This window comes from Sphingobacterium sp. LRF_L2 (genome assembly GCF_965644235.1).
In the GTDB taxonomy this organism is placed as follows: domain Bacteria; phylum Bacteroidota; class Bacteroidia; order Sphingobacteriales; family Sphingobacteriaceae; genus Sphingobacterium.
This window is the reverse complement of the sequence record NZ_CBFFRI010000005.1, coordinates 355178-381195: the sequence shown is the minus strand read 5'-3', so window position 1 is coordinate 381195 and position 26018 is coordinate 355178. Positions and strand designations below refer to the sequence as shown.

General features: G+C 40.2%; 11 protein-coding genes. 2 read left to right on the top strand and 9 right to left on the bottom strand.

Features of this window, described 5'->3' with window-relative positions; genetic code table 11:
- Positions 1-19 precede the first annotated feature (19 nt).
- Both ACSZOX_RS12830 and ACSZOX_RS12825 read left to right on the top strand, forming a co-directional pair.
- Positions 20-1507: a SusD/RagB family nutrient-binding outer membrane lipoprotein gene (locus tag ACSZOX_RS12830; RefSeq protein ID WP_437920393.1), complete on the top strand. Its 1488-nt coding sequence runs from the start codon at positions 20-22 to the stop codon at positions 1505-1507.
- Between the two features lie 9 nt (positions 1508-1516).
- Positions 1517-3970 (top strand): phosphocholine-specific phospholipase C, encoded by a 2454-nt coding sequence (locus tag ACSZOX_RS12825; RefSeq protein WP_437920392.1) that lies wholly within the window; start codon positions 1517-1519, stop codon positions 3968-3970.
- 84 nt (positions 3971-4054) lie between these two features.
- On the opposite strand, the gene ACSZOX_RS12820 is transcribed toward ACSZOX_RS12825, so the two are convergent.
- The 9 genes from ACSZOX_RS12820 to ACSZOX_RS12780 form a co-directional block, all read right to left on the bottom strand.
- The gene (locus ACSZOX_RS12820) at positions 4055-6559 is read right to left on the bottom strand and encodes a sugar-binding domain-containing protein (protein WP_437920390.1); all 2505 of its coding nucleotides are present in this window, start codon (positions 6557-6559) and stop codon (positions 4055-4057) included.
- Between the two features lie 46 nt (positions 6560-6605).
- Positions 6606-8531, bottom strand: coding sequence for a family 43 glycosylhydrolase (locus ACSZOX_RS12815; RefSeq protein ID WP_437920389.1), 1926 nt, complete (start codon positions 8529-8531; stop codon positions 6606-6608).
- Between the two features lie 146 nt (positions 8532-8677).
- Entirely contained in the window at positions 8678-9355 is a 678-nt protein-coding gene (locus tag ACSZOX_RS12810; RefSeq protein WP_437920388.1) for a DUF3823 domain-containing protein, read from the bottom strand.
- A 14-nt stretch (positions 9356-9369) separates the two neighbouring features.
- The gene (locus ACSZOX_RS12805; RefSeq protein ID WP_437920387.1) at positions 9370-11205 is read right to left on the bottom strand and encodes a RagB/SusD family nutrient uptake outer membrane protein; all 1836 of its coding nucleotides are present in this window, start codon (positions 11203-11205) and stop codon (positions 9370-9372) included.
- A gap of 15 nt (positions 11206-11220) precedes the next feature.
- The gene (locus tag ACSZOX_RS12800; RefSeq protein WP_437920386.1) at positions 11221-14358 is read right to left on the bottom strand and encodes a SusC/RagA family TonB-linked outer membrane protein; all 3138 of its coding nucleotides are present in this window, start codon (positions 14356-14358) and stop codon (positions 11221-11223) included.
- 543 nt (positions 14359-14901) lie between these two features.
- On the bottom strand, positions 14902-18924 hold the full coding sequence (locus ACSZOX_RS12795) for a two-component regulator propeller domain-containing protein (RefSeq protein ID WP_437920385.1): 4023 nt from the start codon (positions 18922-18924) through the stop codon (positions 14902-14904).
- Between the two features lie 36 nt (positions 18925-18960).
- Positions 18961-20913 (bottom strand): glycoside hydrolase family 97 catalytic domain-containing protein, encoded by a 1953-nt coding sequence (locus ACSZOX_RS12790; RefSeq protein ID WP_437920384.1) that lies wholly within the window; start codon positions 20911-20913, stop codon positions 18961-18963.
- Positions 20914-21153: 240 nt separating this feature from the next.
- A complete protein-coding gene (locus ACSZOX_RS12785; protein ID WP_437920383.1) occupies positions 21154-22716 on the bottom strand; it encodes a SusD/RagB family nutrient-binding outer membrane lipoprotein in 1563 nt (520 codons plus the stop codon).
- A 59-nt stretch (positions 22717-22775) separates the two neighbouring features.
- Positions 22776-25925, bottom strand: coding sequence for a SusC/RagA family TonB-linked outer membrane protein (locus tag ACSZOX_RS12780; protein WP_437920382.1), 3150 nt, complete (start codon positions 25923-25925; stop codon positions 22776-22778).
- Between the last annotated feature and the right edge of the window lie 93 nt (positions 25926-26018).

The following is a 26018-nucleotide window of genomic DNA, read 5'->3' as shown; positions in this document are numbered from 1 at the left end:
CATTCCTCAAAAAAACACAATGAAAAACACAAAAACTATATATATCGTTCTTCTGCTGATTACAACATTCACGGGCATGGTTTCCTGCAAAAAGTTGTCAGATATCAATGAAAATCCGAACGACGCATCGACAACACATCCTAGAGCACAGCTTCCAAAAGTAGAATGGGATGCTTTTACAACCTGGCACGGTACTGCTCCCTTATATATCCTCAAAATGATCGTGCAAACGGATGGTGAGAATGCCAATCAAATCTACAACTGGCAACGGGGAAGTTTTGACCAATATGGTAACCTAAGAAATGTACTTAAGATGCAAGAGGAAGCCAAAAATATTAATGAACCAAGCTATATTGCGCTGGCAAAATTCTTTCGGGCGTATTATTTTTACAACCTTACGCTTACGTTCGGTGACATCCCTTATTCGGAAGCTCTACAAGGGGAAACTACAGGAGTCTTTACGCCAAAATATGACACACAAGAGGATGTTTTTTCTGGAATTTTGAAAGAATTGGAGGAAGCTAACGCTCTGTTAAAAGAAAATCCAGCAGTTATCGAAGGTGACATTATTTATGGTAGCTCCGAAAAATGGGTCAAAATGATTAACGCGTTCCGATTGAAAATTCTAATGACTCTGTCTAAAAAAGAAAGTAATACAACCTTAAATGTAAAAACACAGTTTGCAAACATCTTTGCGAATGAAGATCTTCTATCAAGTAGCGACGATGCTCAATTGCTCTTTCTAGATCAAGAAGATAACAGGTATCCGGAGTTCAACTCTAGTGGGTACGGATCAGGAATGTATATGGACTCTACCTTTATCCGTCGCTTGCAAGACCACAAAGACCCTCGCCTATTTGTTATTGCTTCACAAACACGTGTAGGTCAGGAAGCTGGTCTTGAAACGGATGATTTCTCTGCTTATGAAGGAGGCGATCCTATCGTCCCCTATTCACAGGTAAACGATAAAGCTGTCCTAGGAAAATTATCCAAAGTTCTTGGTCGATACACAGAGGATGCAACCACGGAGCCTTACGTGTTAATGGGCTATGCAGAGCAACAATTTATTATTGCGGAGGCAATGGTTCGCGGCTGGATCAGCGGCGACGCAAATGCGGCTTATAACGAAGGTGTAAAATCTGCATTTAAATTTTACGAAACTTACGCCAAGAATTTAAGTAGCTTTGTTTCTGAAGATAAGGCGAACAGCTATTTAGCACAAGATATTGTTCGTTTGGATGCAGTTTCTTCATCCGAGGATAAAATTGCCCGTATTATGATGCAAAAATATTTACGTTCGTTTCATCAGGGGGGATATTCAGCTTACTTTGACCATTTACGTACGGGGTATCCTACACTACGTAAATCGGCAAATGTACAAACGGCCTATCGTTGGATGTATCCACAAGCAGAGTATAATTATAATAGTACCAATGTATCTGCTGCAATACAGTCTCAATTCAATGGTAACGATAATATTCAAAGTAAACCTTGGTGGGTACAGTAAAAAATAACTATGGAAAATAGACGATCATTTTTAAAAAAGGCATCGTTATTGGCGGGGGCAACGGCAACTTTTCAGCTGTTGCCCTCTTCCATTCAACGTGCTTTAGCTATTGAAGCGCCCGAGGGCTCTTCTTTTCTTGACGCCGAGCATATTGTATTTCTAATGCAAGAAAATCGGTCTTTTGATCATTGCTTTGGAACATTGAGAGGAGTACGGGGATTTAACGATCCGCGGGCTATCAAACAGCCTAACGGACTACCGGTGTGGTTACAAAAAAATAAAGCGGGCGAGATCTATGCTCCTTTCCGTTTGGACATAGAGAATAGCAAAACAACTTGGATGGGTTCTCTTCCACACAGCTGGAGAGACATGGTCTATGCTCGAAATGCGGGAAAAATGGATACGTGGTTGGAAGCAAAAAAGGCTGGGAATGCCGACTTTCGTCATATGCCTCTTACTATGGGATACCATAATCGGCAGGATATTCCATTCTACTATGCTTTGGCGGATGCCTTCACTGTTTGCGATCAGCATTTCTGTTCGTCGCTCACTGGGACTAGTGCGAATCGTTCGTATTTTTGGTCGGGCACCATTCGGGAAGAGGCTCACAATGCCGCATCGACAGCGCATGTAGACAATGGGCAAATCAATTATCAAGATGTACGTTGGACGACTTATCCCGAGCGTCTACAGGAAGCAGGTATCTCTTGGAAAGTGTATCAGAATGAACTGAGTATACCTGTAGGATTTGAGGGAGAAGAGGAAGATTGGTTGGCTAATTTTACAGACAACAATCTGGAGTTCCATAAACAATACAATGTGCGATTCCATCCTGCTCATTATAGATATATGCAAAAACGCTTGCTTGAGGTAGAGCACTTATTGCGTACAGCACGCTTTAGCGACTCGAAAGAACATCGTAAGGTACAGGAGGAAGCAGAGCAACTTCGGAAAGATATTGTGCGTTTTAGCCCGGAAGAATTCAACAAATTGAATAACTTATCTAAAGAGATCCATAGACGTGCTTTCGTGACGAATACTTCAGACCCTGACTATCACCAGCTGGAAACTATTCGTTACAGCGATGCTGATGGTGAAAAGGAGGTGGAGGTTCCTAAGGGAGATATTTTCTATCAGTTTCGTCAGGATGTAAAGACTGGAAATCTACCTACCGTTTCGTGGTTGGTAGCTCCTTGCAGATTTTCGGATCATCCGGGATCTCCTTGGTACGGCGCCTGGTACGTTTCTGAGGCGATGGACATTCTTACTGCGGATCCTGAGGTGTGGAAGAAAACGATATTTATATTGACTTACGATGAGAATGACGGTTACTTTGACCATATACCTCCTTTTGTTCCTCCTCATACGGGACGTCCTGAAAGTGGTGCTGTTGCTCAAGGTATACATACGGAAGAAGAGTACGTAACGGTCGATCAGGAACGTATACGTAGCGGGAATTCAGAAAGCACACTAGATAGCCCAATTGGACTTGGATTCCGCGTTCCTTTGGTAGTGGCTTCCCCTTGGAGTAAGGGCGGCCGTGTAAATTCCGAAGTATTTGATCTAACCTCGCCCATACAGTTTATGGAATACTTTCTAGAGAAAAAATTCCGTAAGAAAGTAAAAGAAGAAAATATAAGCGATTGGCGTCGATTGATCTGTGGCAATATGACTTCCATATTCCAGCCTATTGATAAACAAGAGAAGGTGAATCTAGTACCTGTGGATCGCGACGCTTATGTGGAGCGTATCTATTCGGCAAAGGACAAAGGCTTTCCTTCGGGATTTATCGCCATCAATCCCGCCGATATGACAAACAATGACTATTCAACGCATTGGTCTTCGCCTCAAGAGGTTGGCACAAAGGACGCTTGTGCTTTACCTTATGACCTTGCTGTAAATGCTTTTATCGACGAGAAAAACCAACAGTTGACAGTACGATTTGAAGTCAAAGGTAAGCTTCCAAAAACAAAAACAATCGGTGTTCCTTTCATGGTTATGGCCGCTGTACCTTTTGGGGACGAACAAACATCGGGGCGCACTTGGAATTTCGCTATTCGGGAGGGTGAAATGTTAGCATACAGCTGGCCTCTTTCTGCATTCGGAGGTGATTTTTATCACCTGACCCTACATGGCCCTAACGGTTTCTACCGTTCATTTAAGGGAGGAAAAACTGGAGAAGTCGCATCAATTGAGGTATTGCAACTCGAACAAGAATTGGCATTGACGGTAGAAGTGAAAGAAAACCGAAAAGAGATCATGATTAAGGATCTGTCTTACGGTCAACAAACACAAGCTTCCCAAGCCAAACGTTTAAAAAAACGTATTGTACTGGAAGAATCGCATGGATGGTACGACCTAGAGATTACCGATAGCACCGACCCTTATTTCTCCTACCAATACGCTGGACATTTGGAGAACGGAAAAACAAGCCGCACCGACCCTTTGATGGGGAAAGCGTAATAGCCTTACATAAAAAGAAAATAACAAAAAAGCGTGCCTCTTGAGAGACACGCTTTTTTCAGGTTATTAAAATAGTTCTTGATGCTACAATAGCTTTATTGCAGCGGTAGTCGATTTCAACCAAGGGGCTGTAAAACGGACCACAACTTCTTCTCCGGCGTTTCCTTCGACTTGAATATAGACAATCATCTTACCGTGATAAACGCGTTGCTTATTATCAGTATAGTCACCCATATCCGCATTATTGCCAGCTTCCATTCCTAAGAGTCGTGCATTCCCTGAAATGTCACAAGTTATTTCATCTTCAGATAACAATACGGGAACACCTTTCTCATCAACGATTTGCAACTCGATTTGTGCAACACCTCCTTTTGAAGTGACATGCAATGGCGTCTTATTCATTATTTTAATCGCCGTTGGACGTGCACTTGATTCCAAATAATGCCGTGTAACTTCGGCTCCATTCGCATCTAGACCTACCACTTCTAATTTTCCATCGGCATATGGAATATCCCAATAGATCATCCCATGCTGATCCTCATCATAGCTTTTCACGGCACCTACAATCTTTCCATTGAGCTCTAAACGAGCTTTCTGCGCGTTCGTGTAGCAAACTACACGAATTTGTTGCCCAACAGTATAGTTCCAGATAGGCCAAGCATCCATGGAAGGAGCTTCGTTAGTCCGTTGCCCTTGCTCAGCTTCCAGCATAGACCAGGTATCTGTCGCTGCGCCTCCTCCCTGTACAGGATAAGTACCTAGATAAGCCATCGGTTTATCTGACCAAAGCGATTGACGAAAATAACCTCGAGGTTTAATAAATCCGGCAAAATCAACTAAGCCTGAATAGAAACCACGTGATGGCCAACGTCCGGATTCGCCTAGATAATCAATACCAGTCCACAAAAACTGACCAAAGATATGCTCATTATCGCGCACGGCTTTCCATGCAGAGAAATCGTGGCGGTTTTCACTACCGAAAATTACCCTTTGGGGATAACGCTCGTGGTCTTCTTGGTAACGACTTTCGGTGTAATTGTATCCCGCAATATCTAATGCTCCAGGATAAGCAGTCTCGTTGGACATCGCTACGCCTGCTAAACCAGCTGTTACTGCGCGGCTTTGGTCATATTTCTTAACAACGGCAACCAAACGCTTTGCAATATCGCCTAGACGCATCGCATCTGGAGCGTCTTTTTTGTAACCACCGTAAGAGGCTTGCGTGAAACCGCCTTCTTTTTTTTCTCCGCCTAAAATAGGATGAGAATAAGGATCATTTGGATAATCTACCTCGTTGCCTATGCTCCACGCGAAGATCGATAGGTGATTTCGGTCGCGTTTTACCATATCGGCCAAATCACGCTCGCCCCACTCTTCAAAGAAATCAAAAGTACCTTGGAAACCTGGCGTTCCGAAATTCCATCCTTCTAGCCATTTTCTTTTCGGGAATTCCCATTCATCGAAAGCTTCATCCATCACCAATAGACCTAATTCGTCACAGAGATCATACAATGAAGAAGCCTGTGGGTTATGGCTGGTGCGAATAGCATTTACGCCAAGTTCTTTCAAAGCCAACAACCGACGACGCCAAACTTCTGGATATACTTCCGCGCCTAACACACCTGCATCATGGTGCAAACAAACACCCTTAACCTTCATCCATTCTCCATTCAGCGCAAAGCCTTTATTTGGATCGAACGTAAAAGTACGGAATCCCGTCTTTATCTCCGATTGGTCAATCTGCTTCCCATCCTGGACTACTGTTGTCTTCAACGTGTATTGATTCGGTTTTGCTAAACTCCAAAGTGCGGGGTTCTTAACGCCTAATTGAAGTTTCAGTTCTGCACGATTTGCTGCAGCTACAGTGATCTTACGGGATTGCTTTGCAACAACCTTTCCGTTGCTATCCAGCAATTCTTGTTGTACCGTAATAGGGGCTGAACTGTTTGTGGTATTACTAACAGCTACCTGTGTCTGCAAGGTTCCAGCATTACCTTTTACCTCAGGATAGGCGTAAACGCCCCATTGTTCTAAATGTACAGGATTGGCTTTTACCAACCACACATCCCGATAAATGCCAGAACCAGTATACCATCTCGAATCTGCGCTTTGTGTATGATCTACCTTAACTGAAATTGTATTTTCTTTCCCATATTGAATATATGGTGTCACGTCGTAACCAAAAGAGATATATCCGTTAGGGCGTTTGCCAATAGACTTCCCGTTAACAAAGACCTCACTTCTGTTGTATACGCCTTCAAAATAGAGATACAATTGCTTTCCCTTGTCGGCTTCAGGAATTGTTAATTTCTTCTGATACCAAGCAATACCGCCGGGCAAATATCCTGTAGCACTAGCTAAAGTTGGGCTTAGCGGATATTTTACACTCCAGTCGTGTGGAAGCTGCACGCGTCTCCAAGAACGATCGTTATTATTTTTCGCGTCTTCACCATTTGTATCTCCCAAATGGAAACGCCAATCGGCGTTGAGCTTCTCCGCTTGGCCAAATCCTGCCTGTCCGAACAATGCGCTCGAACTCAAAAGGGCTAAGGCTAAACTTGTCGTTGTATATTTAAAAAAATTCTTCATATGCTATATTCGTTTTTGTACAACTACGTATATATTGTGTACACGATTAATGGCTAGGTATTACAGGTAAGATTTTTCCTTCGTTATCAAACAACAAGGGATCGATACACACTTCACGATTGAATCCGGCCGCATCCCCCATCTCTATTCCTTTCGGATAGTTGAAACGATGATATACGATGTACCATTCGTCCTTGCCCGGAATCTGCAATACCGAATTATGTCCTGTCCCGTATATTCCTTTTGTTGGGTCTTTCGTTAAGATTCGGTTGTTTGCGGGGATATCTATAGGGCCGAAGGGTGATTTTGATGTACCATAACGAACACTGTAATTTTCGCTACGTGTATCGTCTTCTGACCAAAGAAAATAATACGTTCCGTTTCGATAAATGACATATACTCCTTCTCTAAATGTTTTGTCTGGAGTTAATACTTTAATGGTATTTTTTTTGATTGATACCATATCTTTATTTAACTCTGCAACAGCGAGGTAACCATTTCCCCAATACAGGTAGCTTTTACCGCTTTTCGGATCATTGAAAACAGCAGGGTCAATCTCTTGCCCTCCTTTCACGCCTTCTGGTTTGAAATCAATCAAGGGTTTTCCAGAATCCTTAAATGGTCCCGTTGGTAAATCGGATACCGCTACACCAATTTTCTGTGCTGCGGTAAAATAATAGTAGTATTTGTAATCATTCTTTATTTTCTTCTCGGTGATTGTTGGTGCCCAAGCGTGACGAGGTCCCCAAGGAACGTCTTTTTTCAAATCAAGAATTACGCCCTCGTCTTTCCAATCTTTTAAGTTTTCAGATGAGAATGTCTTAAAATAGTACCCTCCCCAGCCGTCGAAACCATCACTTGTAGGGTAGATGTAATATTTTTTTGTTTTATTGGAGTATAACACGTCTGGATCTGCATAGAAACCATCCAATACCGGATTTTTCTTAAATGTTAAATCCATTCCTTCCGGTGTACCCCATTTTGTGGTCAGCGCAATCAGTTCTTTACGCGACAAGGGAATGATAGATCCATGCCGGGGATGAAAATCCATTGTCACTTCCTGATCAATAACTTTAAATCGATCTAAGTCATAAGACTCACAGAATTGGTACTTACCTTTTCCGTAGACATCATATGTCAAAATGTATTTATCGGAATGACTTAGTTTAAAAACACTTGAGCCCTCAACAGCGTCTCTTGTTTGCTGTTTATAACCGGGCTGTTCGATCCATTTACCAGAAGTTAATGAATCCGTCAGGGCCAGCTTAATGCCGTTGCCGTTACCTTCGGTTTTATAAAAAAGGTGAAACAAACCATTTTTATTGATGATATCACCATCAATACATGAAGTGCCATTTTTTGGAATAAAAAGCACTTTCGGTTCGCCTTCAAAATCTGTAAAATCAGCATTTGCATAAGCATAATATATGATGTCGGGGCCATTGCCATGTTGCATAGACCAATACACCATATATTTCCCTGCTGCAGGATCAAATATCGTTTGTGGAGCCCATACTCTTTTTAGATCATCTTGACCTTTATAACGTTGTTGTATATTGATAACACTATGTTTCCAATTCACTAAGTCATCTGATTTCAAAAGAATCATAGCACGATTAGAATCCCAACCTTTGGAGGAGGTCATGTCGGTAATAACCATATAAAATGATCTTCCATCTTCACCACGTAGAATATGTGGATCTCTGACTCCACCTGTCGTACTGATTTGTTTGGAATCGAGCACAGGTTTATTTCCATTTAAAGCACGATAGTTATACCCATCGGTACTAATCGCATAACAGACGGCTTCATCTTCTACAGCGTTTCCTTTGAAATAGGCGAATAAATAGCCTACATAATCCTTATCGGCCGGTCCATAGACGTACCCTTGGCCAAGTGCGCTTCCGATAAATCCTGTCCCTAGTACGACAGCCATCATCATCCGCAACCACTGAAATCCATTTTTCTTCATTTAAGGTTAAGTTTATATAGTTAAAAAATATAATTCATGTATACATAGCAAAGGCACGAGACCATATCTCGCGCCGGCACCTGATTCTATTTTGCCTTGATAGGTGCAGAAGAAATTCTGCACCTGATCGGTAGTCATTGCGGCAACTACTTTAAGGCAATTTTTTGTACTTGAGAATAATAATATTCTCCTGACGATGTGGACTTCACACCTACTCTAGCAAAAACATAGTCCAAGTTTTGTAAAGAACTTGGAATTGCAGCTGTAATATTTGTAACTGTACCTAACGTTAGGCTATTAACATCTAATTCTTGCGAATACTCATATTTAGAATTGTCTGTAAAAAGGGTCTCTCCAAGATAGAGTTTCACCGCATCGACATTCGCTGTGGAGACAATCTTGTTTACTTTAAAGGTAGCAATTAAGCTGTTATTCGAAACCAAAAAAGACTCATCTTCGACCGTAAAATATGGCGTAACAGGAACATCAATCTGCGTGTTCCCTTTTACCGTAATTTCTATGGTATCAGCAGCTTGGGGCAACCAAGGCGCATCGCCTACACGAAAAAGTTTATAATCACCATCAGAGACCACAGCTGAATATGTACCATCTTGATCAATATAGATATCCATAGGCGTCTGTAGGGCATATCCTTTTTGAATTACTTGCAATCTTGTTCCATGTCTACGTACACCTATTGTGGTGTTTTCGTACATTACTTTTCCGGTTAACATCGAAGATGGCTCCTCAAAATTATCGTACTCACAAGAGGTTAATAATCCCGTTATTACTATAGCTACTGCTAAAAAGAATTTCATTTTCATAATCTACCTCTTTATTATTGATACGGATTTTTAACAAGTTTTGGATTATTATTTAATACCGTCTGATTGATCGACGAATAATAATTTGCCATTCGGAAATAACGCGCTTGATAAAAACGTGTCGGTCTTATCTTTCGGAAAATAAATTTGCCATTGTCTTCATGCCCTGGCCTAACAATTTGATAAGGATATAGGCCATATACTACGGCATTTTGATCACTTTCTGAACCGTTCCATACGGTGTGCGCAATACGCCATCTTTTTAAATCGAAATAACGGTGATCCTCAAAAGCCAACTCTACTCTACGTTCATTCCTAATAATGTCATTGGTTAAGTTCGTTATACTATTTGCGGGGAATCCAGCTCTCTCGCGGACTTTATTAACGTAACTTACAGCATCAGCTTGTCCCAATTCAAATGCTGCTTCTGCTGCATTTAAGTAAATTTCTCCCATACGGAAATAAGGCCACCAGTTTTCAGCAGAAGTACCGCGCGTACTTGCTGCAGAGGCATCGCTCACAAACTTACGGATGTAAAAACCAGTATTACTCACATCCTGAGCATTGTCACGCGGTCCATCAAACCCCGTCCAAAGAATATCTCCGCTGTAATTTTTCCCCAATTCTCCCGCTGTCGAAAACTGATATGCACCGCTGGTCCAAAGCGCAACACCTGCTTGAATACTAACCGACTGCCCTTTAAATGTTGTACCAGGATAAACGACCGTACCATACAAACGACCATCCTTATTTGCAAAAATATCAGAAATATTTTCATAAGGAATATAGTTTCCTGCTTCATCTTGATAGCGTAATGTTCCTTTAGAACCATCTAAATAATCGAAACTTTCAACTAGGCTAAGCGATGGACTAATTGAAGACGAAGACTCATTATCTTCTGTCAAACTTTTCACAATATTATCGTAGGCAAAACGATGAACTTTTACACCAGTCTGAAAATCTTTAGCGAAGATTACTTCATCCGAATTCTTCTTATTCAACATATCATAGAAGTTCGCTCCTTTATCAGTATTGCCATTGTAAAGGCCATAGGCGCCATTAGAAATAAGAGCCTTAGATGCGTTTAAGGATTTCGTATAATAGTCATTGGCCATAGTACCCGGAATACCAACTTCTCCTCCAGTTGTTTGAATAGGGGATCCTAATAAATTATTATATTTAGCTATCGAGGCGGCATACAACATTGCTCTACTTTGTAATGCCGTTGCCGTCATCGCATTTGCACGTGTACGGCTATCAACATTCCCCCCAAGATCTTCTTTAATAGCTTCTAATTCCTCATAAATAAAATCATAGACCTCATACTCCTTCGCGCGTGGCAACTGTAACGGCGTTGGGTCTCCATTAAAGTTGTATTCCATGGTTTCCGTAACCAACGGAACTCCCCCCATACGCTTCACCAATTCAAAATAAACATAAGCGCGTATAAAACGAATTTCTCCTTTGAACAAAGCTTTTTGCTCTGCACTCAACTTTGTTCCTAATTCATCGAGCTTCTCCAAGGAAAGATTGAGATGACGGATGAAATCATAGTCCCAATAGCGTCCATAATCATCTCCAAATTGAAAATTATTTTTTGAATTTTGATCAAAATGTCCAGACCACATCGCATCATCAAGTTCTGTCATTCCTCCCGTATTAAACACGCCATGTAAATATGGTATGCGATCGTAATAATTAGCAAGATTAGCCAATATTAAATCAGGATCATTCCATAACTGTTCATCTGTAATATTTTCTTGGGACTCGCGTTCTAACCATGCATCGTGGTTACAACTTGTCAATAATAAAGAAACAACTGTTACTATACTGTATATAAAATATTTCATATCGTATTTTCAATATTAAAATGTGATATTAAAACCAGCCATCATCGTCCGTTGTTGTGGGTACACCACTGCTGCCTCAGCTTGTATTTCAGGATCAATCTGGAAACGTCCTACATTATCGAACGAAAATAAATTAGATCCACTGACATAGAATCGTATTTTACTGGCTTTGATTTTCTTTAAAAGCACTGGCGCAAAAGAATAACCCAATTCCAGATTCCTTACACGTAAATAACGGACGTTCGTTAACCAAAAATCACTATTTCGCGCATTACTCTCGCCTGGATTTCCGTTACGTAACGCTGGGTAATATCCCGCAACCCACGCACTATTCTCGTCGTAAGGATCCTCACGATGCCAACGGTCTTCCAATAAATAGGCTGGGGAATTTCCTCCACTATGGAAAGGATTTCGCAATTCGTAATTCTGATACCACGATTGCAACGCTCCGCCAGCAAAATCGATATTTAAATCAAACTGACGCCAGTTCAATCCAATACGTCCTCCAAAGGTCAACATCGGTGCCCAACTATTTGGATAGCCTATAGGTCGCTCATCCAGACTATTGATTACACCGTCACCATTCTCGTCTTTGTAAATAAAATCCCCTGGTAATAAGGTACGATTTCCCTGTCCGTCAATATCGACATCATAGGTTCGTATTTCTTCTTCTGATTGGAAACGGCCAACAACTTTGTAACCCCACCAAACACCTCCCCAACGATCTTCAGAGGAGTTTCGGTATTCATCCCAACCACTTGAAAAGCGAGGCTTATAGGACTCTAGTGCACGATACCGCGAATAAGTAACATTACCGCTTACGGTATAATTTAGCTCCCCCACTTTGTCTGAATATGTCAACATACCTTCAGCTCCATAGTAGCCATCTTTACCTAGATTTTCATTAGGCAGATCATAACCGATTTCTTCAGGCAGTAATACATCATATCTTTTTCCAGGCGTACCAGTACGTATGATTTTAAATGCATCCGCAGTAAAAGTCAACTTATTATCGAACATCGTAAGGTCTAGACCAATATTGTAATTCGTGTTCTTTACCCAAGAAAGATTTGTTACGGGAGGATCATTAGGACGTAAGCCGGTTTCATATGTTCCGTCCAAAACCGCACTACCTTGATTCCATGTATACCCATCCAGATAACCTAACATATTTACACCATCTTCTTTACCTGTCTGCCCTATGGACGCACGCAGCTTTAAGTCATTTACGACACTCTTGAGTGGTGCAAAGAAAGATTCATCAGATACTCGCCAGCCTAGTGATCCTCCTGGAAATAGTCCCCAACGTTTTCCTTTCGCGTAGAGGTAAGAACCATCATAACGTCCCAGAATCTCAACAAGATATTTTCCTTTGTAGTTATAGTTAGCCCGTCCAATAAAGCCCGCACGAGCTTCATATGACCAATCATTATCGTAACCACTTATTTCGTCTGCCGACACCCCTGGAATATAATTGTTTGACGGAATGGATGTTAGAGCTTTGTATTGTTTATCGTAGTCATAGCGCTCATATCCTAATGTTCCTGAGAAATTATGGTCGCCGATTTGTTTTGCATAGTCCAACTGAAAATTTGCATAGCGATACACAACTTCACGTTCGGTTTGAAAACGCCATCCCGCATCAGATCCTCCTGTTCTGTTGTACTCGTCTTTGTCTTTATCGTATGTATATACATCATAGGTATATTGGAATCCATTAAACTTATTATTTGTATAGTTATATGAAACAGTACCTTTTCCCGACAAACCAAATTTCGTTTTATATTGTGCGTAGAAGTTCATGTTGATATTCCGATTTAGATTATCTTTAAAACCAGCAATATCACGACTAAACAAGGCAGGATTATAAGAGAAGTTGCTCGTATGATTAATATATTCTGGATTATCATTTGCATAAGGGCCAACGGTTGGTCTATTCGTGAAAATCCCAAAAATAGAGGAAAAGTATCCATCCCCACCAGGTAAACCTACATCTTCACTTTTTTCATGAATACCAAAAATCTGTGTTCCTACAGTTAATCCTTCTATAACATTAGATTCTAAACTTAATTGGAGATTATTCCGTTTGTAGTTAAAGTCCTTTATCATCGCGTCCTGATCCATATTCCCTACAGATAGGTAGTAATTGGATTTTGAGCTTCCACCGGATATATTCGCATTCAAATAGCGTTGTGGGATATTTTTACGCACAATCATATCGTAATAATCATACCCCTGATACCCTGGCTCTGTACCAGCTTGCCACTTCGCAAGTTCCTCCTTAGTATATACACTATTTGGATCCTTACCCTCATTTTGTGCAGCCTCAACTAGCCCACGTGTATACTGTGCAGCATTCGCCATTTTCGGGAAACGTGTCAAATTCTGCCAACCAAAATAACCATTGGCATTTACTCGAGTAGTTTCGTCACGTTTTCCTTTTTTCGTTGTGACCAAAACAACACCGCTTGAAGCACGTAGACCATAAACTGCGGCGGCAGCATCTTTCAAAATAGAGATGCTTTCAATATCCTCCATGTTTAAGGCATTAAACATATCCTGACCTGAAACATTTGGAGAACCAACCCAATCTGTACCTGTCTGACCGCCGTATGCAATACCGTCAATTACATACAAAGGTGTTCCCATGTTACGAATCTCTAGACTTGCGCCACGCCCTGGACGTGCATCTTTCGCACGAACAGATATACCCTGTACTTTTCCTGCCAATGCACCAGCAGTAGTAGTCGACGACGAACGCACTAAATCTTCCGATTTAACACTACTAACCGCCCCGGTCACATTCCGTTTAGATTGCGTACCATAACCAACAACAACAACGTCTTCCAATGTTTGGTCATCCCCTTCAAGTACTACCGTAAAACTAGTCTGTTCTCCGATCGTTATTTTTTGGGTTTTGTAACCTATATAAGAAATTACCAACGTTCCTTTGGATGTTGTATTTAGTTCAAAACGACCATTCTCATCTGTATTTGTAATGATGTTGGACAAACCTTCCACAAGAACACTAGCTCCAATAATAGCTTCGTTATTCTTGTTTGTTACCTGTCCAGAAATCTTACTTTGTGCGTAAGTCAGGCTGGGGACTACCCACAACATGACATACATAAAAAGAGTTCTTAGGTTTTTCATATTTTGTTAGCGTTCAATATTCATTTTCATACGTTAATACTTTAGTTTAAATTTCACTTCCTTTATGGCACCAGACACACTACGGTCCCTGTCCATTACTTATCGTTTTATAAATAATCATACATGTGGCTTATTGCCATTTTATAAAAAAACCTAGGGAATGAAGGGCCATGATTACATGGTTTTAATTGGTGCTTTTTGATGACTCCCACCTCATTGTTACCTAGATCTATAATTGAATAACAGCTCAAATTTAACAGGTTTTTAACACTTCAATCATACACAAATCCGTCAAAAAACAGCTGTATTTTCGTCAAAAACACAGCTAAAACCCTTTAAAACGCATATTTTCAATTTCATGAATTTCATCCACGAGTAGGGAATTTAGAACAAAAACAACAATACAATCCTGCGATTCATTAGTAGATATATTATACCTATGCAACCGATTTCAATTTACGTCCATTGGATAACATTATTTGTTCAACTGAAAGAATTACTTTTAGTGTGGGCAATTAAAAAAATTCCCTCACAGAGGTAACGCTAAGGCTTATTGGCGAAGTTTTTCTGATATTCGGATGGAAGCTGATCGAACTCTTCCTTAAAGCATTGCCTAAAATATATCGCACTATTTATCCCAACCATAAAAGAAACTTCTGTCACATTATAATTTCCAGATCGTAATAATTCGGCAGCTTTATGTATACGGACTTTACGTACCAGTTGGTTGATGTTCTTCCCCGTAATTCCTTTAAGTTTTCGGTACAATGTAGATTGACTCATATTCATTCTTTCTGCCAAAGTTGCGGCATCCAACACCTCGTCTTGAATATGTTCTTCAACAATAGTGACAAAATCTTGCACAAAAACATTCTCTCGCCACATGTCGTGATTTGAGTTCTTATGTTCTTCTTCTTTGACAGCTTCCTGTGAAGACAATTGCTGTAACAACTCCGTATATAAGATTTTACGTTTTAACAACAAGTTATCAATACGTCTAAACAGCAGTTGGGCAGTAACAGGCTTGGTCAGATAGGAATCGCTTCCTAACTCGTATCCACGCTCCCTATCCAATTCTGTATCTTTTGCTGTTAAGAATATAAAGGGAATATGGCTCGTTTCCCGCTCCTGTTTCAATTGAGTTAACAACTGAAATCCATCTATATCGGGCATCATCACATCACTGATGATAATATCAGGAATTCGCGCCTTAGCCGAAATAAAGCCTTCCGCTCCGTTACTGGCTTCAATCACCTCGTATTGCGTGCGTAGCGTTTCTGCTAGATAGTTCCTTAGGTCGGCATCATCTTCCACCAGCAAAATTATTCCATTTTGATTCTCTGTTAATTCTACTTCCTCTAGCTCCACTTGTTTCCGCTCACTCTCGTTTACCATTTTCGTGCTTTTGTTTGTCAACAAGCGTACAGTAAAGATTGTTCCTTCTCCCTCTTCGCTCTGCACCGAAATCTTACCATGATGTATCGCTACAAGTTCTTTAACCAAGGCTAACCCTATACCAGTTCCTTGTCCCGTGGATTGTGGCACTTGATAAAATTTATCAAAGACACGATTAAGATACGGAGCAGGGATACCAATTCCTGTGTCTGAAACAGTAATTATTGCCCAGTTGGTCAATCGATCTTCCTCATACTGCAACTTAACAGAGATGCAACCTTTTTCAGTATACTTGTACGCATTCGCAAGGAGGTTATCAAAAATAAGCTGTACAATTTCGCCATCAAAGACAGTATTATTGTTCTTTTCAGGTAAATCACAATCTATCACGATTTCTTTATTCGTGTTTGCTTCAGCATGCTTTTGCACAATATCTCGTAGCATCTCTTCTAATGAGCCTTCGCCTAATACTAAAGTCTTATACTGCGATTCAACCTTTCTAAACTCCAAAAGCTGATTCACAAGGCTAAAAAGGCGATTAGCGCTTTTTTGCACCGTATGCACAAGTTTTTTATTTCTGGTCGTCAACTTTGAGTCTCTTACTAAATCATCCAGCGGACCTAAAATAAGCGTCAATGGTGTACGGAGCTCATGGGTAATATTCGTATAGAAATTTAATCGTTCTGTATATAACTTCTGATCTTGTCCATGTTGATGTTCTTTTACTTGAAGTTCTGATTCCGCCTTTATCCTTTTCACATAAAGTAATACGAGGACGTATATGATCGCTAATCCAAGAACAATATAGAAAACGATAGCCATATTGCTCCAATAGAAAGGCGGCTTGATTTTGATGAGCAGACGTTTATATTCCCCTGACCATTCTCCATTTTTAAGACGTGTACGAATCCGTAGTTCATAATCTCCAAAGGGAATATTTCGAAAATCTAGATTCTTTTCATTTCCTATAAAGATCCAATCATCGTCAAGTCCCTGAAGTTTATAGCTAAATTCCATTAAGTCATCCATCGCATAATCCATAACAGCCAATTCAATACGAAAGCTGTTTTCATTGTATTGGAGTTGAATTTTTTCGAGATTCGAAGGATATTTATCGGATTGAATATTGGCCTCTCCTGCGTTAAAAACGACAAATCGGGCAAGGCGAACGGGCGATGCAGTTAGCTTCAAAGGAACGTCCACCGGATCAAAAAAACAGAGCCCTTCTTGCATACCAAAATACAGTCGACCTCGCGTATCCATGGCAACACTTCCATTTATAAATCCTCCTAACGGCAAACCAAAAGATTGATCATAACTTAAAAAACGTTTTTCCTCAGGTAAATAACGAAGTAATCCACATTTTGTCGAACACCAGATATTGCCATTCCTGTCTTGAGCAACAGCATCAATAATATGCCAAGCTCCTGTTGCTGGGGGCAGAATCTGCTCAAGCTCTCCCATTTCTTTATTTACACTTTGAAGTGCCAAACCTTCGTTTGTTGCAACCCAGATATTGTTGCTATTGTCCTTAAAGAGATGATTAATCGTATTACTCTTCAAACCTTCCTTAGTAGACATCTTGCGCAATAACTGGTAGTTCGAGTCATATACATACAATCCCTGACCATATGTTCCAACCCAAACATTTCCAATTCCGTCCTGCAACAACGCCCTTGGTGCATAATCACCCAACATAGACTTATTAATTAATATTTTATCTACGGTCTTCTTTTCAGGATCATAGACAAATACTCCTTGCTGTGCGGCAATCCAAATTTTTCCACCTGTATCTTGCATCATCGAACGCACTTCTGTCACACGTTCACCTAAATTCAGCTCGCGCCAATGATTTGTTTGCTTATCTAAAATAGCTACTCCTCCTTTCTGCAAACCGAACCATTTATTCTGTTTATGATCCGAGAAAGCCGAAAGCAAAAAATTATCTGGAATAGCACTATTATGAGTCGTATGTCGGGAAATATCGCCATTTGTGCCCATTTGCACTAAGCCATCTCCTTCGGTTGCTAACCAGGAGATTTGATCTGATTCAGTTAAAATTCCACTTACAGTTGCCAACCTAGTTGCTTGTTGATCTTTATCCCATCGCGGAAAAACATTAAAAAACGATTTTAAATGTCCTATAAATCCAATTCCCCCTCCATACAGCGCTAGCCAAACATTCCCAAATTGATCTGGAGATATGTGTTGTACAGAAGTATTGGTACCTCGTGCTAAGTCAAATACAGTTGGGGAGCCAACTGTTTGCACTTCCTTTTTGAAGTTGTAGCTTGGTTTTAAAATAAACAATTGGGAAGAGGCTGCGCCAATCCAAAGATCGTCTCCAACCTCTTTTATAGAATAAACAAAAGGTTCAACCTGATTTTTTGCTTGGCCGGCCAAAGGAATAAACTGAATACTCTTTGTATAGGGACTATACACTGCGATCCCTTTACGCGTCCCTATCCAAATATTACCTTTGCGGTCACAAAAAAGAGCTTTAACTTCATTATTAGGTAAAGCTGATTTGGTATTTTCTACATTGAGATTTTCGAGTCGATTTTGGGTTCTATTGAAAATAGACATACCTTCATTGACATGCCCGATATAGAGAAGTCCGCTTTCATCTTCCACCAAAGTCCAGCAACTATTCTCAGGTAACGTGGGGATTTTCTTTTTGTTAAAAGTTTCAAAACGCTTATTATCTGGATTAAAACGCTGAACACCTTGGTGGTATGTGGTTAACCATAAATGACCATCCTTACTTTTAATAATATCTGTGATATCATTTGTTGCAATCGAATTTTTATCTTCTGGATGATGTAAAAAGTAAGAAAAATGATTTGTTTGCAGGTCTAACACGTTCAAGCCATTCGATCGCGTGCCGACATATAGTTTATGATCGTCATAGAAAAGCGTGTTGATTTCACTGCTATTTACCGATGTCCCATCTTGCTTTTCCGACTCATAATAGGTTTTAAACGAATTGCTTGCAAAACGGTTCAACCCCAATTCGGTAGCTATCCATACAAAACCTTGATCATCGTGAACCACATCAAGGACCTGTTGATTGGAGAGCCCATCCTGCAGACCTAAATATTTTGCTTTAGGGGATTGTGCGACTGCAAACATCCCCTGTAGTAAAATAATAAAAAGAAATAATCGCCTCATATACATCCCAAATTCACAGCACTCTACACAAAAGGATTATTGTCCGACGATTATCGTCCCCCCACCCGATTGTAAAGTCAGTTTTATAGTTTTATTTTTCGATAACTTGATCTCCTCTTTTTTAGGATTTCGTGATTTATCGTCGGAATACACAACAATTGTATTTCCAGATAACATCGGCAAAGATACATGAATTGTCTTTTCTTTCTCTTCAGCATTTATTCCTGCGATATACCAAGTGTCACCATGACGACGGGCTAACACGGCGTATTTACCTGGATAGCCATCTATGAACAGAGTTTCATCCCATGTTGTAGGAACCTGTTTCATAAAATCGATGACATGTCCTGGCATCTCCGTTAAATTGTTGGGGGTAATTCCAAAATTTTGTACTGGAGTTTGGAACAAGACGGCAGTAGCCAACTGGAAAGTCTCTGTGGTTTTACGTATTGTGCCACCACTATTCTCACGATTGTGCTGTTTATTTAGCAGTACCGGGCCAAAATCCATTGAAGCAACAGCATTCCGAATGAAAGGATGTAAGCTTGCGTTAAAAGCTTCTGTATCGTTGGCGTGCTGTGTAAAGATCAGGTTCTCTGAAGCCAATACGGCCTCACTGCCGACGAAATTAGGATACATACGCTCCCACCCACGAGGCAATGTACAACCGTGAAAAATCACAACCAAACCATGGTCATTAGCATCCGATAAAATATCTTCATAGAGCTTTAAGGTTTCCTGTTTATCACCTCCAAAAAAGTCTACTTTAATTCCCTTAATACCTAAACGCTGCATCCAGGCCATTTCCTTTTTTCTTTCTGTGGCTGTATTCATACGGTTTTTAGGTCCTTGAGGTGCATCATTCCAAAAACCATTAGAATTGTACCATAAACAAATGCCGACATTTTTTTCTTTTCCATAAGCGACCAACTCTTCGATCTTTTGATGACCAATTCTAGTGTCCCACCAATTGTCTACGAGAACAAATTCATATCCCATAGCTGCCGACAGATCAACAAACTTTTTTTGGTCCTCAAAATTGATACTTCCATCTTGCCATTCTAACCAACTCCAAGTTGATCGTCCAAAACTGTAATTTTTCGAGGCTTTGTATTTAGGTTCTACTACATCAAAAGGCACTGTTGTCTCTACGATAGGCTTTAAGTTACTACCCACAGTCAGTGTACGCCATGGTGTATACCCCGGCAATCCGATCGTTGGATTTGCACGACCAATTCCATTATTTTCTCCCGACTCCGGAAACGCTATTTTGTATAGACCGTCTTTGCTACCTTCACTAAGTTTAGATCCGCAATACAAGGCATCAACGCCTGTTTCAGATAATAAAACCCATCCCTGATCACCTACGTGAAATAAGGCTGGAAATGTATAGCCAACACCATATTTAGAAGGCACTCCCATCGCTTGATCTGGGTTATACTCCTCTTCATAGCTGGGCTTTGTTTTCATCCAACCAATCATTGGTGTTGCCTGTGGGGTCAAAAATGTTGTAGTAAAGGATGGAAATTTGTACCCGCTCACTTCTTCTTCGATAATAAAATTGGCAGGCTCTCCGACTTGCGGCACATGATAACGAAATGCAATATCATTGTTACTTACACGAAAAATAACATCAAGCTTCTGTTTAGCCTCGTTTTCAAAGCGACCAATCAATTCGTTCGCTTGGTATTGCACCTTACTTTTTTTAATTTTTAGCTCCTCATAGGTCTCTTCGATTTTCCGAGATTCATTCCCTACTAAATGTAATTTTACAGAAAGATCGCCCTGCGGACCTTTAAGTCCTAACGGAGACTTTTCTAACATTTGCTTACCATCTAAAAATACTTGATAATAGAGCTTACCGGTGTCTAACGATACATCTACCCGAAGTTTTTTATCTGGACCAGAAATACTTAAATCTTGCGCAAAAGCGTTCGAAAAAATTGATAGTGCTAAGCATCCTAAAAGAATACGCTTCATCGTGTTCATATACATCTATTTGAAAAGAGGAACATGCTTTACAACATTGGCCTGTTCAACTATTGGTTATCCTTGGAAGTAAAGATAACATTTTTTATTAAATGTAAAATACACATTTAATAAAATCAAGAACATCTTCGAAGGGAACAAGGGCACAAAGTTTTTATAATAAGGTCTTTTACGCTATTCTTGTAACAATAAAAAAGGCTACCCTATTGGGTAACCTTTTTTTATTCTAGTTGACTGCCATTATTGAGCATCCCACCAAACGCGAGAAGTCATGCGATCTCCGTTACTTAAGCGAGCTACCGCTTCCTGGTAGTTCGCGCTGTTGATAGTCGCTTCTTCTGTCGGGTAGGTGAATCTTCGTGGTATAGTCCCATTCGTTACATTACCAATATAATTCACGGGTGTTAGCTCTGGATATCCAGACCGACGCCAGTTTGCAAAAGACTCGTATTCGTCTGTAAATGTGTTAATATAATACTGCGTGTTAATTTGTTTTAATGCTGTCGCCTCATTATAAGGATTATTCGCAAGATAATTCTGTATTGCGGCAGAACCGACACCTGTAATACCAAATTGTGAGAACTGTTGCATTGCAGCAGTTACCCCCGCATTATAATATTCTTCTGCAGAACCATTAATCCAGCCTCTGTAAGCCGCTTCAGCTAACAAAAGTTGATTTTCAGCATAAGTCACTAAAAATGTTGGTGCATCAATTCTACCGTAAGTATATCTATTCACCACCGAATATTTGTTCATCGAACCAGGATACAAAGAATAATTAGTAATGTTTGTCGCCCCAGTAGTTGTTTCATCATAGCCATTCGGCATCCCCAATTGATTCGCAGACGTCGTATCACCTCTCGACCAACCTTCTACGTCTACCTTCACTGACGGATCGGTTACAACAGTTGCTAAAAGAGATAATCTCGGGTCTTTGGTATCTTTCAATAAATTGATGAAAGACTCACTCATTCGGTACGCATTCGGATCTTCATGTACGTATACCTTTCCAAACGGTTCACAACTGTTGTTTGCAGTAGTTGCATCTGGATGTTCAATTAAAGCATTATCACTATTCGCTGTAAATAAACCGCCTTGGACAGCCGTATTCACCCATGTACGCGCTGTTGTAGCATCGACTTTAGATAAACGCATCGCCAAACGCAACATCAACGAATAGGAGAACTTCTGCCATTGCGCCACATCGCCACCGTAAATTAAATCTGCATCAGAAATAGAGGAAGTCTTACCCTCTAAGTTTGTTGCAGCCTCGTTCAACTCATTCAACATATCCAAATAGATAGATTCCTGCGTATCGTATTTCGGATAACCATTTGCCTGATAATAAGCTTGTCCAGCTTCAGAATACGGAACATCACCATATAAATCCGTCATACGATGAAACAACAACACTTTGAGAATCCGCGCCATTTCATATTCAGCAGCAAAAGACTCATCATCTTTCCAATTTTCCATGAGGTCAATGACATCGCGGATTCCATTAGGGTACATACGATCCCAAAACGCGGCATTATAGCCAGCACTATAGGTATATTTATCCCCATTCCAATAGCTTTGAACCGAAGCCGTGTGTTGGATCATCGTACTGATATAAATTAACCCATTACGCCAAGCTTCATATTCTGTACCATAAGCATATTGCTGTACATTAGTAAATACTAGCCGATAGTCCATCGTCTCTTGTCCTATTGCCTCTGGATCCACATTTAAGTCTCCAAAATCACTACAAGAGGACATACCAATTCCACAAGCAGCAAGTATATATAAAAGTTTCCTTTTCATGTTATTCTCTTTTTTTTAATCCTTAAAACTGTAAAAGTCCGATTTAAAGTAATTCTCTTTTAGAATTTCAGATTTAAGTTAAAACCTACATTACGTGTATATGGATAACCGTTTAATTCTAAACCTTGACCATTGGTATTATTGATGTTAGATTCAGGATCAATATTTGGGGTACTTTTATGAATGGTCCATAAATTCCTTCCTACCAATGAAAACGATGCTCCTTTAAATGGGCCATTTCCAAGTATAGATTTTGGCAAGGAATAACCGAACGAAATCTCACGTAATTTGACAAACCCTGCATCATAAACAAATTCTTCAGTAAATGATTGGTCAACTACATATTTCCAATACGTCTGCGCATCAACAGAGGTGGTGTTTACATCGCCTGACGCTGTAACGCCCTTACCTATAATTCCCCCTTCACGCCCTTCTAACGTATTTTTATGTAAGCCAGAGCTATACAAATTTAAATTTGTACCTGAAAATATTTTAGCCCCCAATTTAACATCTAACAAAACGCCTAAAGTGAAATTTTTATAGCTGAAATCATTTCGGAAACCTCCTGTAAAACGATATACACCGTTACCCAATATTTCTACATCATCAGAACGTATAGGAAGCCCATCCTCATCAAACATACGATTGCCAGCAGCATCAGTTTTATATTTGTAGCCTACAATTTGTCCATAGGACTGACCAACAATCTGCTGAACAGAGGCATTACCTGAACGAGATACAGCACCATCTACACTCAGACGGTCTTGATTTCCTAAATAGCCAATTTCACTATCATTAAATGCAAAGTTGACAGATGTCTTCCATTTAAAATTTTCCTTACGTATAACGTCACCGTAGATCAATGCTTCAATTCCCTTGTTTCGTACTTGACCAATATTTTGGATTGCCGAAGAGAAACCTGATGCCGAACTTGTCGTTACTTGGACGATATCATCTGTGGTTGTTTTCTTGTAAACCGCTAAATCCACTCCTAAGCGATTATTAAAAAATTCAAGATTTGTTCCCGCTTCCCATTCGGCAATGCGAACAGGTTTTAGGCTTGCATTAGGTACTGTAGTATTTGCAATCGTACCCAGAGACTGGCTTTGAAGTTCAAAAGACTTCGTCTCATAATAGAGTGCTGTTTGATAAGGAGTTGTACCATTGGAAGCTGCAGCTCTAGATAAGCGCAATTTACCCATATTGATCCAAGAAGGAAGATTCAAATGATCTGTAAACACGTAACTCAAACTGGCAGATGGATAGAAATAGCTATTATTTTCAGGATCTAACGTAGAGAACCAATCTTTTCGTCCAGTTAAATTCAAGAATAAGAAATCTCTAAAACTAAAATCAGCTATCCCATAAATTGATTTTACCTGATACTTTTCGTATCCCTTGGCAAAAGTCCGGGTGCCTGCCGCTACGTTTCCTGTATTGTACACCCCACTAATGATAAACGGGCGGATACCACCATCAGTTCCCCACTGTTGATACCCCGTTGTCTGCACATTTCCTCCTAACGTCCCAGAAAGTGAAAAATCACCTACCTGTTTTTTTGCGCCAATCAAATAGTTAAAGTTTGTTTCTTCGAATTCCTTTTGATATTCTTCAATATAACCATTAGGATCAGCAGATGCTCCTTTGGGCTGAACTTGCTTGAACGCCAACGTATAACCATCACGCGTAGCAGCACCTTGTATATACAACCAGTCCGTAATGTCATAACGTAAATTAAATCCTCCTGTCAAACGTTTACGTGTAGAACTATTCGATTTTCTATATTGTAGAAAATAAGGATTATTAAAGTATACATTATTACCTGGCTGAAGTTCTAATCCATTTTCATCAACAGCCGATTCTAACCAACGCACATCATAACCATTCGCCAAATAAAGCAAACTTGCATTCGTATTACCGTTCCCGTCTGAAAGATTTGCCCGGTTGTTTACGAACTCAAACATATAATTTAGGTTTAATCCTAATTGTACCTTTGGAGTTATTTTATAAGTTGTATTTAAATTTGCTCCGCGCTGATTTGACTTTGCATTAGGCAAAATATTACCTTCGTGAATATTGTTTAGACCTAGGCGAAATGTAGATTTTTCATCACTACCGCTAACAGCGACTGAAGTTTGATTCGTAAGACCTGTCTCATAGAAATTTTCCCAATTATCAATTGGAGAATAGGCATATTTATTACCTAATCTATTTATGGCCTCGCTACCGTCCATTAGCGCTCCCCAACTTTGATCATAAGTTTGATAAGCAGCTGCTTGCGTTGTTGGCTTGACACCTTGAGTACCTTGACCATAAGTCTTTTGAAAATCCCGGTAATCATAAATACTATTAACGGTTAGGTTATTATTCACTTCTATTCCCAAACCTTGCACACCTTTACCTGATTTCGTCGTAATCATAATGACACCATTACCACCACGGTAACCATATAAAGCGGAAGCAGATGCACCTTTCAATACCTGAATGCTTTCGATATCATCGGCATTGATACTATTCAACCCGTCCCCCATATCTAAACCGCCATACTGCCCTGCAGAACCTGAGTTCTGATTATCTAAAGGGACTCCATCAACGATATAAAGGGGTTGGTTATTCCCCGTAATAGACGCCGCTCCACGAATAACTACACGACTACTTCCTCCCATACCTGTCGAGTTTCCTGAGACACTCACACCAGCCACTTTTCCCGATAAAGCATTACCTAAATTGGGCTCACGGGCTTGGGTAAACTGATCACCTCCAACAGTTGTCGTCGAATACCCCAGTGATTTCTTTTCTCTTTTGATACCTAAAGCCGTAACCACAACTTCACCAATATTGGTATCTGAGGGAGACAAACTGATATCTAATACAGCACTTTCTCCAACAACAATCTCCTTACTCTCATAGCCTAGAAAATTGACTACCAAAGTTTGTCCAGAATTGACCGTAAGTGAATAACGACCATTTGCATCTGTAAAAGTCGCCGTACTGGTTCCTTTTACTGTCACCGTAGCCCCAGCTACAGGCTGTCCTGTACTGTTGTCTTTTACAGTTCCAGAAATTGTTTTTTGATTCTGTACTGTGCGTACCTCGATTACCGTCGAGGGGGTACGCGCTTGAACATGACCATAACTTGTTGCTAGAAGAACAAGAGGAATAACCCACATATTCCTACCCGCCACTTTCTTTTTGTCAGAGTGCCACATAAATTTGTTTTTGTTGTAATTAATTTGTTTCCAAATGATTGCAGAAACATTATCGTATCCTCTCTCAGACCACAATTAGTGCAATCGGTTGCT

Excerpts from the sequence above, each read along its gene's own strand:
- ACSZOX_RS12830 (WP_437920393.1), top strand. The coding sequence starts at position 20 with ATGAAAAACACAAAAACTATATATATCGTTCTTCTGCTGATTACAACA.
- ACSZOX_RS12825 (WP_437920392.1), top strand. The coding sequence starts at position 1,517 with ATGGAAAATAGACGATCATTTTTAAAAAAGGCATCGTTATTGGCGGGG.
- ACSZOX_RS12820 (WP_437920390.1), bottom strand. The coding sequence starts at position 6,559 with ATGAAGAATTTTTTTAAATATACAACGACAAGTTTAGCCTTAGCCCTT.
- ACSZOX_RS12815 (WP_437920389.1), bottom strand. The coding sequence starts at position 8,531 with ATGAAGAAAAATGGATTTCAGTGGTTGCGGATGATGATGGCTGTCGTA.
- ACSZOX_RS12810 (WP_437920388.1), bottom strand. The coding sequence starts at position 9,355 with ATGAAAATGAAATTCTTTTTAGCAGTAGCTATAGTAATAACGGGATTA.
- ACSZOX_RS12805 (WP_437920387.1), bottom strand. The coding sequence starts at position 11,205 with ATGAAATATTTTATATACAGTATAGTAACAGTTGTTTCTTTATTATTG.
- ACSZOX_RS12800 (WP_437920386.1), bottom strand. The coding sequence starts at position 14,358 with ATGAAAAACCTAAGAACTCTTTTTATGTATGTCATGTTGTGGGTAGTC.
- ACSZOX_RS12795 (WP_437920385.1), bottom strand. The coding sequence starts at position 18,924 with ATGAGGCGATTATTTCTTTTTATTATTTTACTACAGGGGATGTTTGCA.
- ACSZOX_RS12790 (WP_437920384.1), bottom strand. The coding sequence starts at position 20,913 with ATGAACACGATGAAGCGTATTCTTTTAGGATGCTTAGCACTATCAATT.
- ACSZOX_RS12785 (WP_437920383.1), bottom strand. The coding sequence starts at position 22,716 with ATGAAAAGGAAACTTTTATATATACTTGCTGCTTGTGGAATTGGTATG.
- ACSZOX_RS12780 (WP_437920382.1), bottom strand. The coding sequence starts at position 25,925 with ATGTGGCACTCTGACAAAAAGAAAGTGGCGGGTAGGAATATGTGGGTT.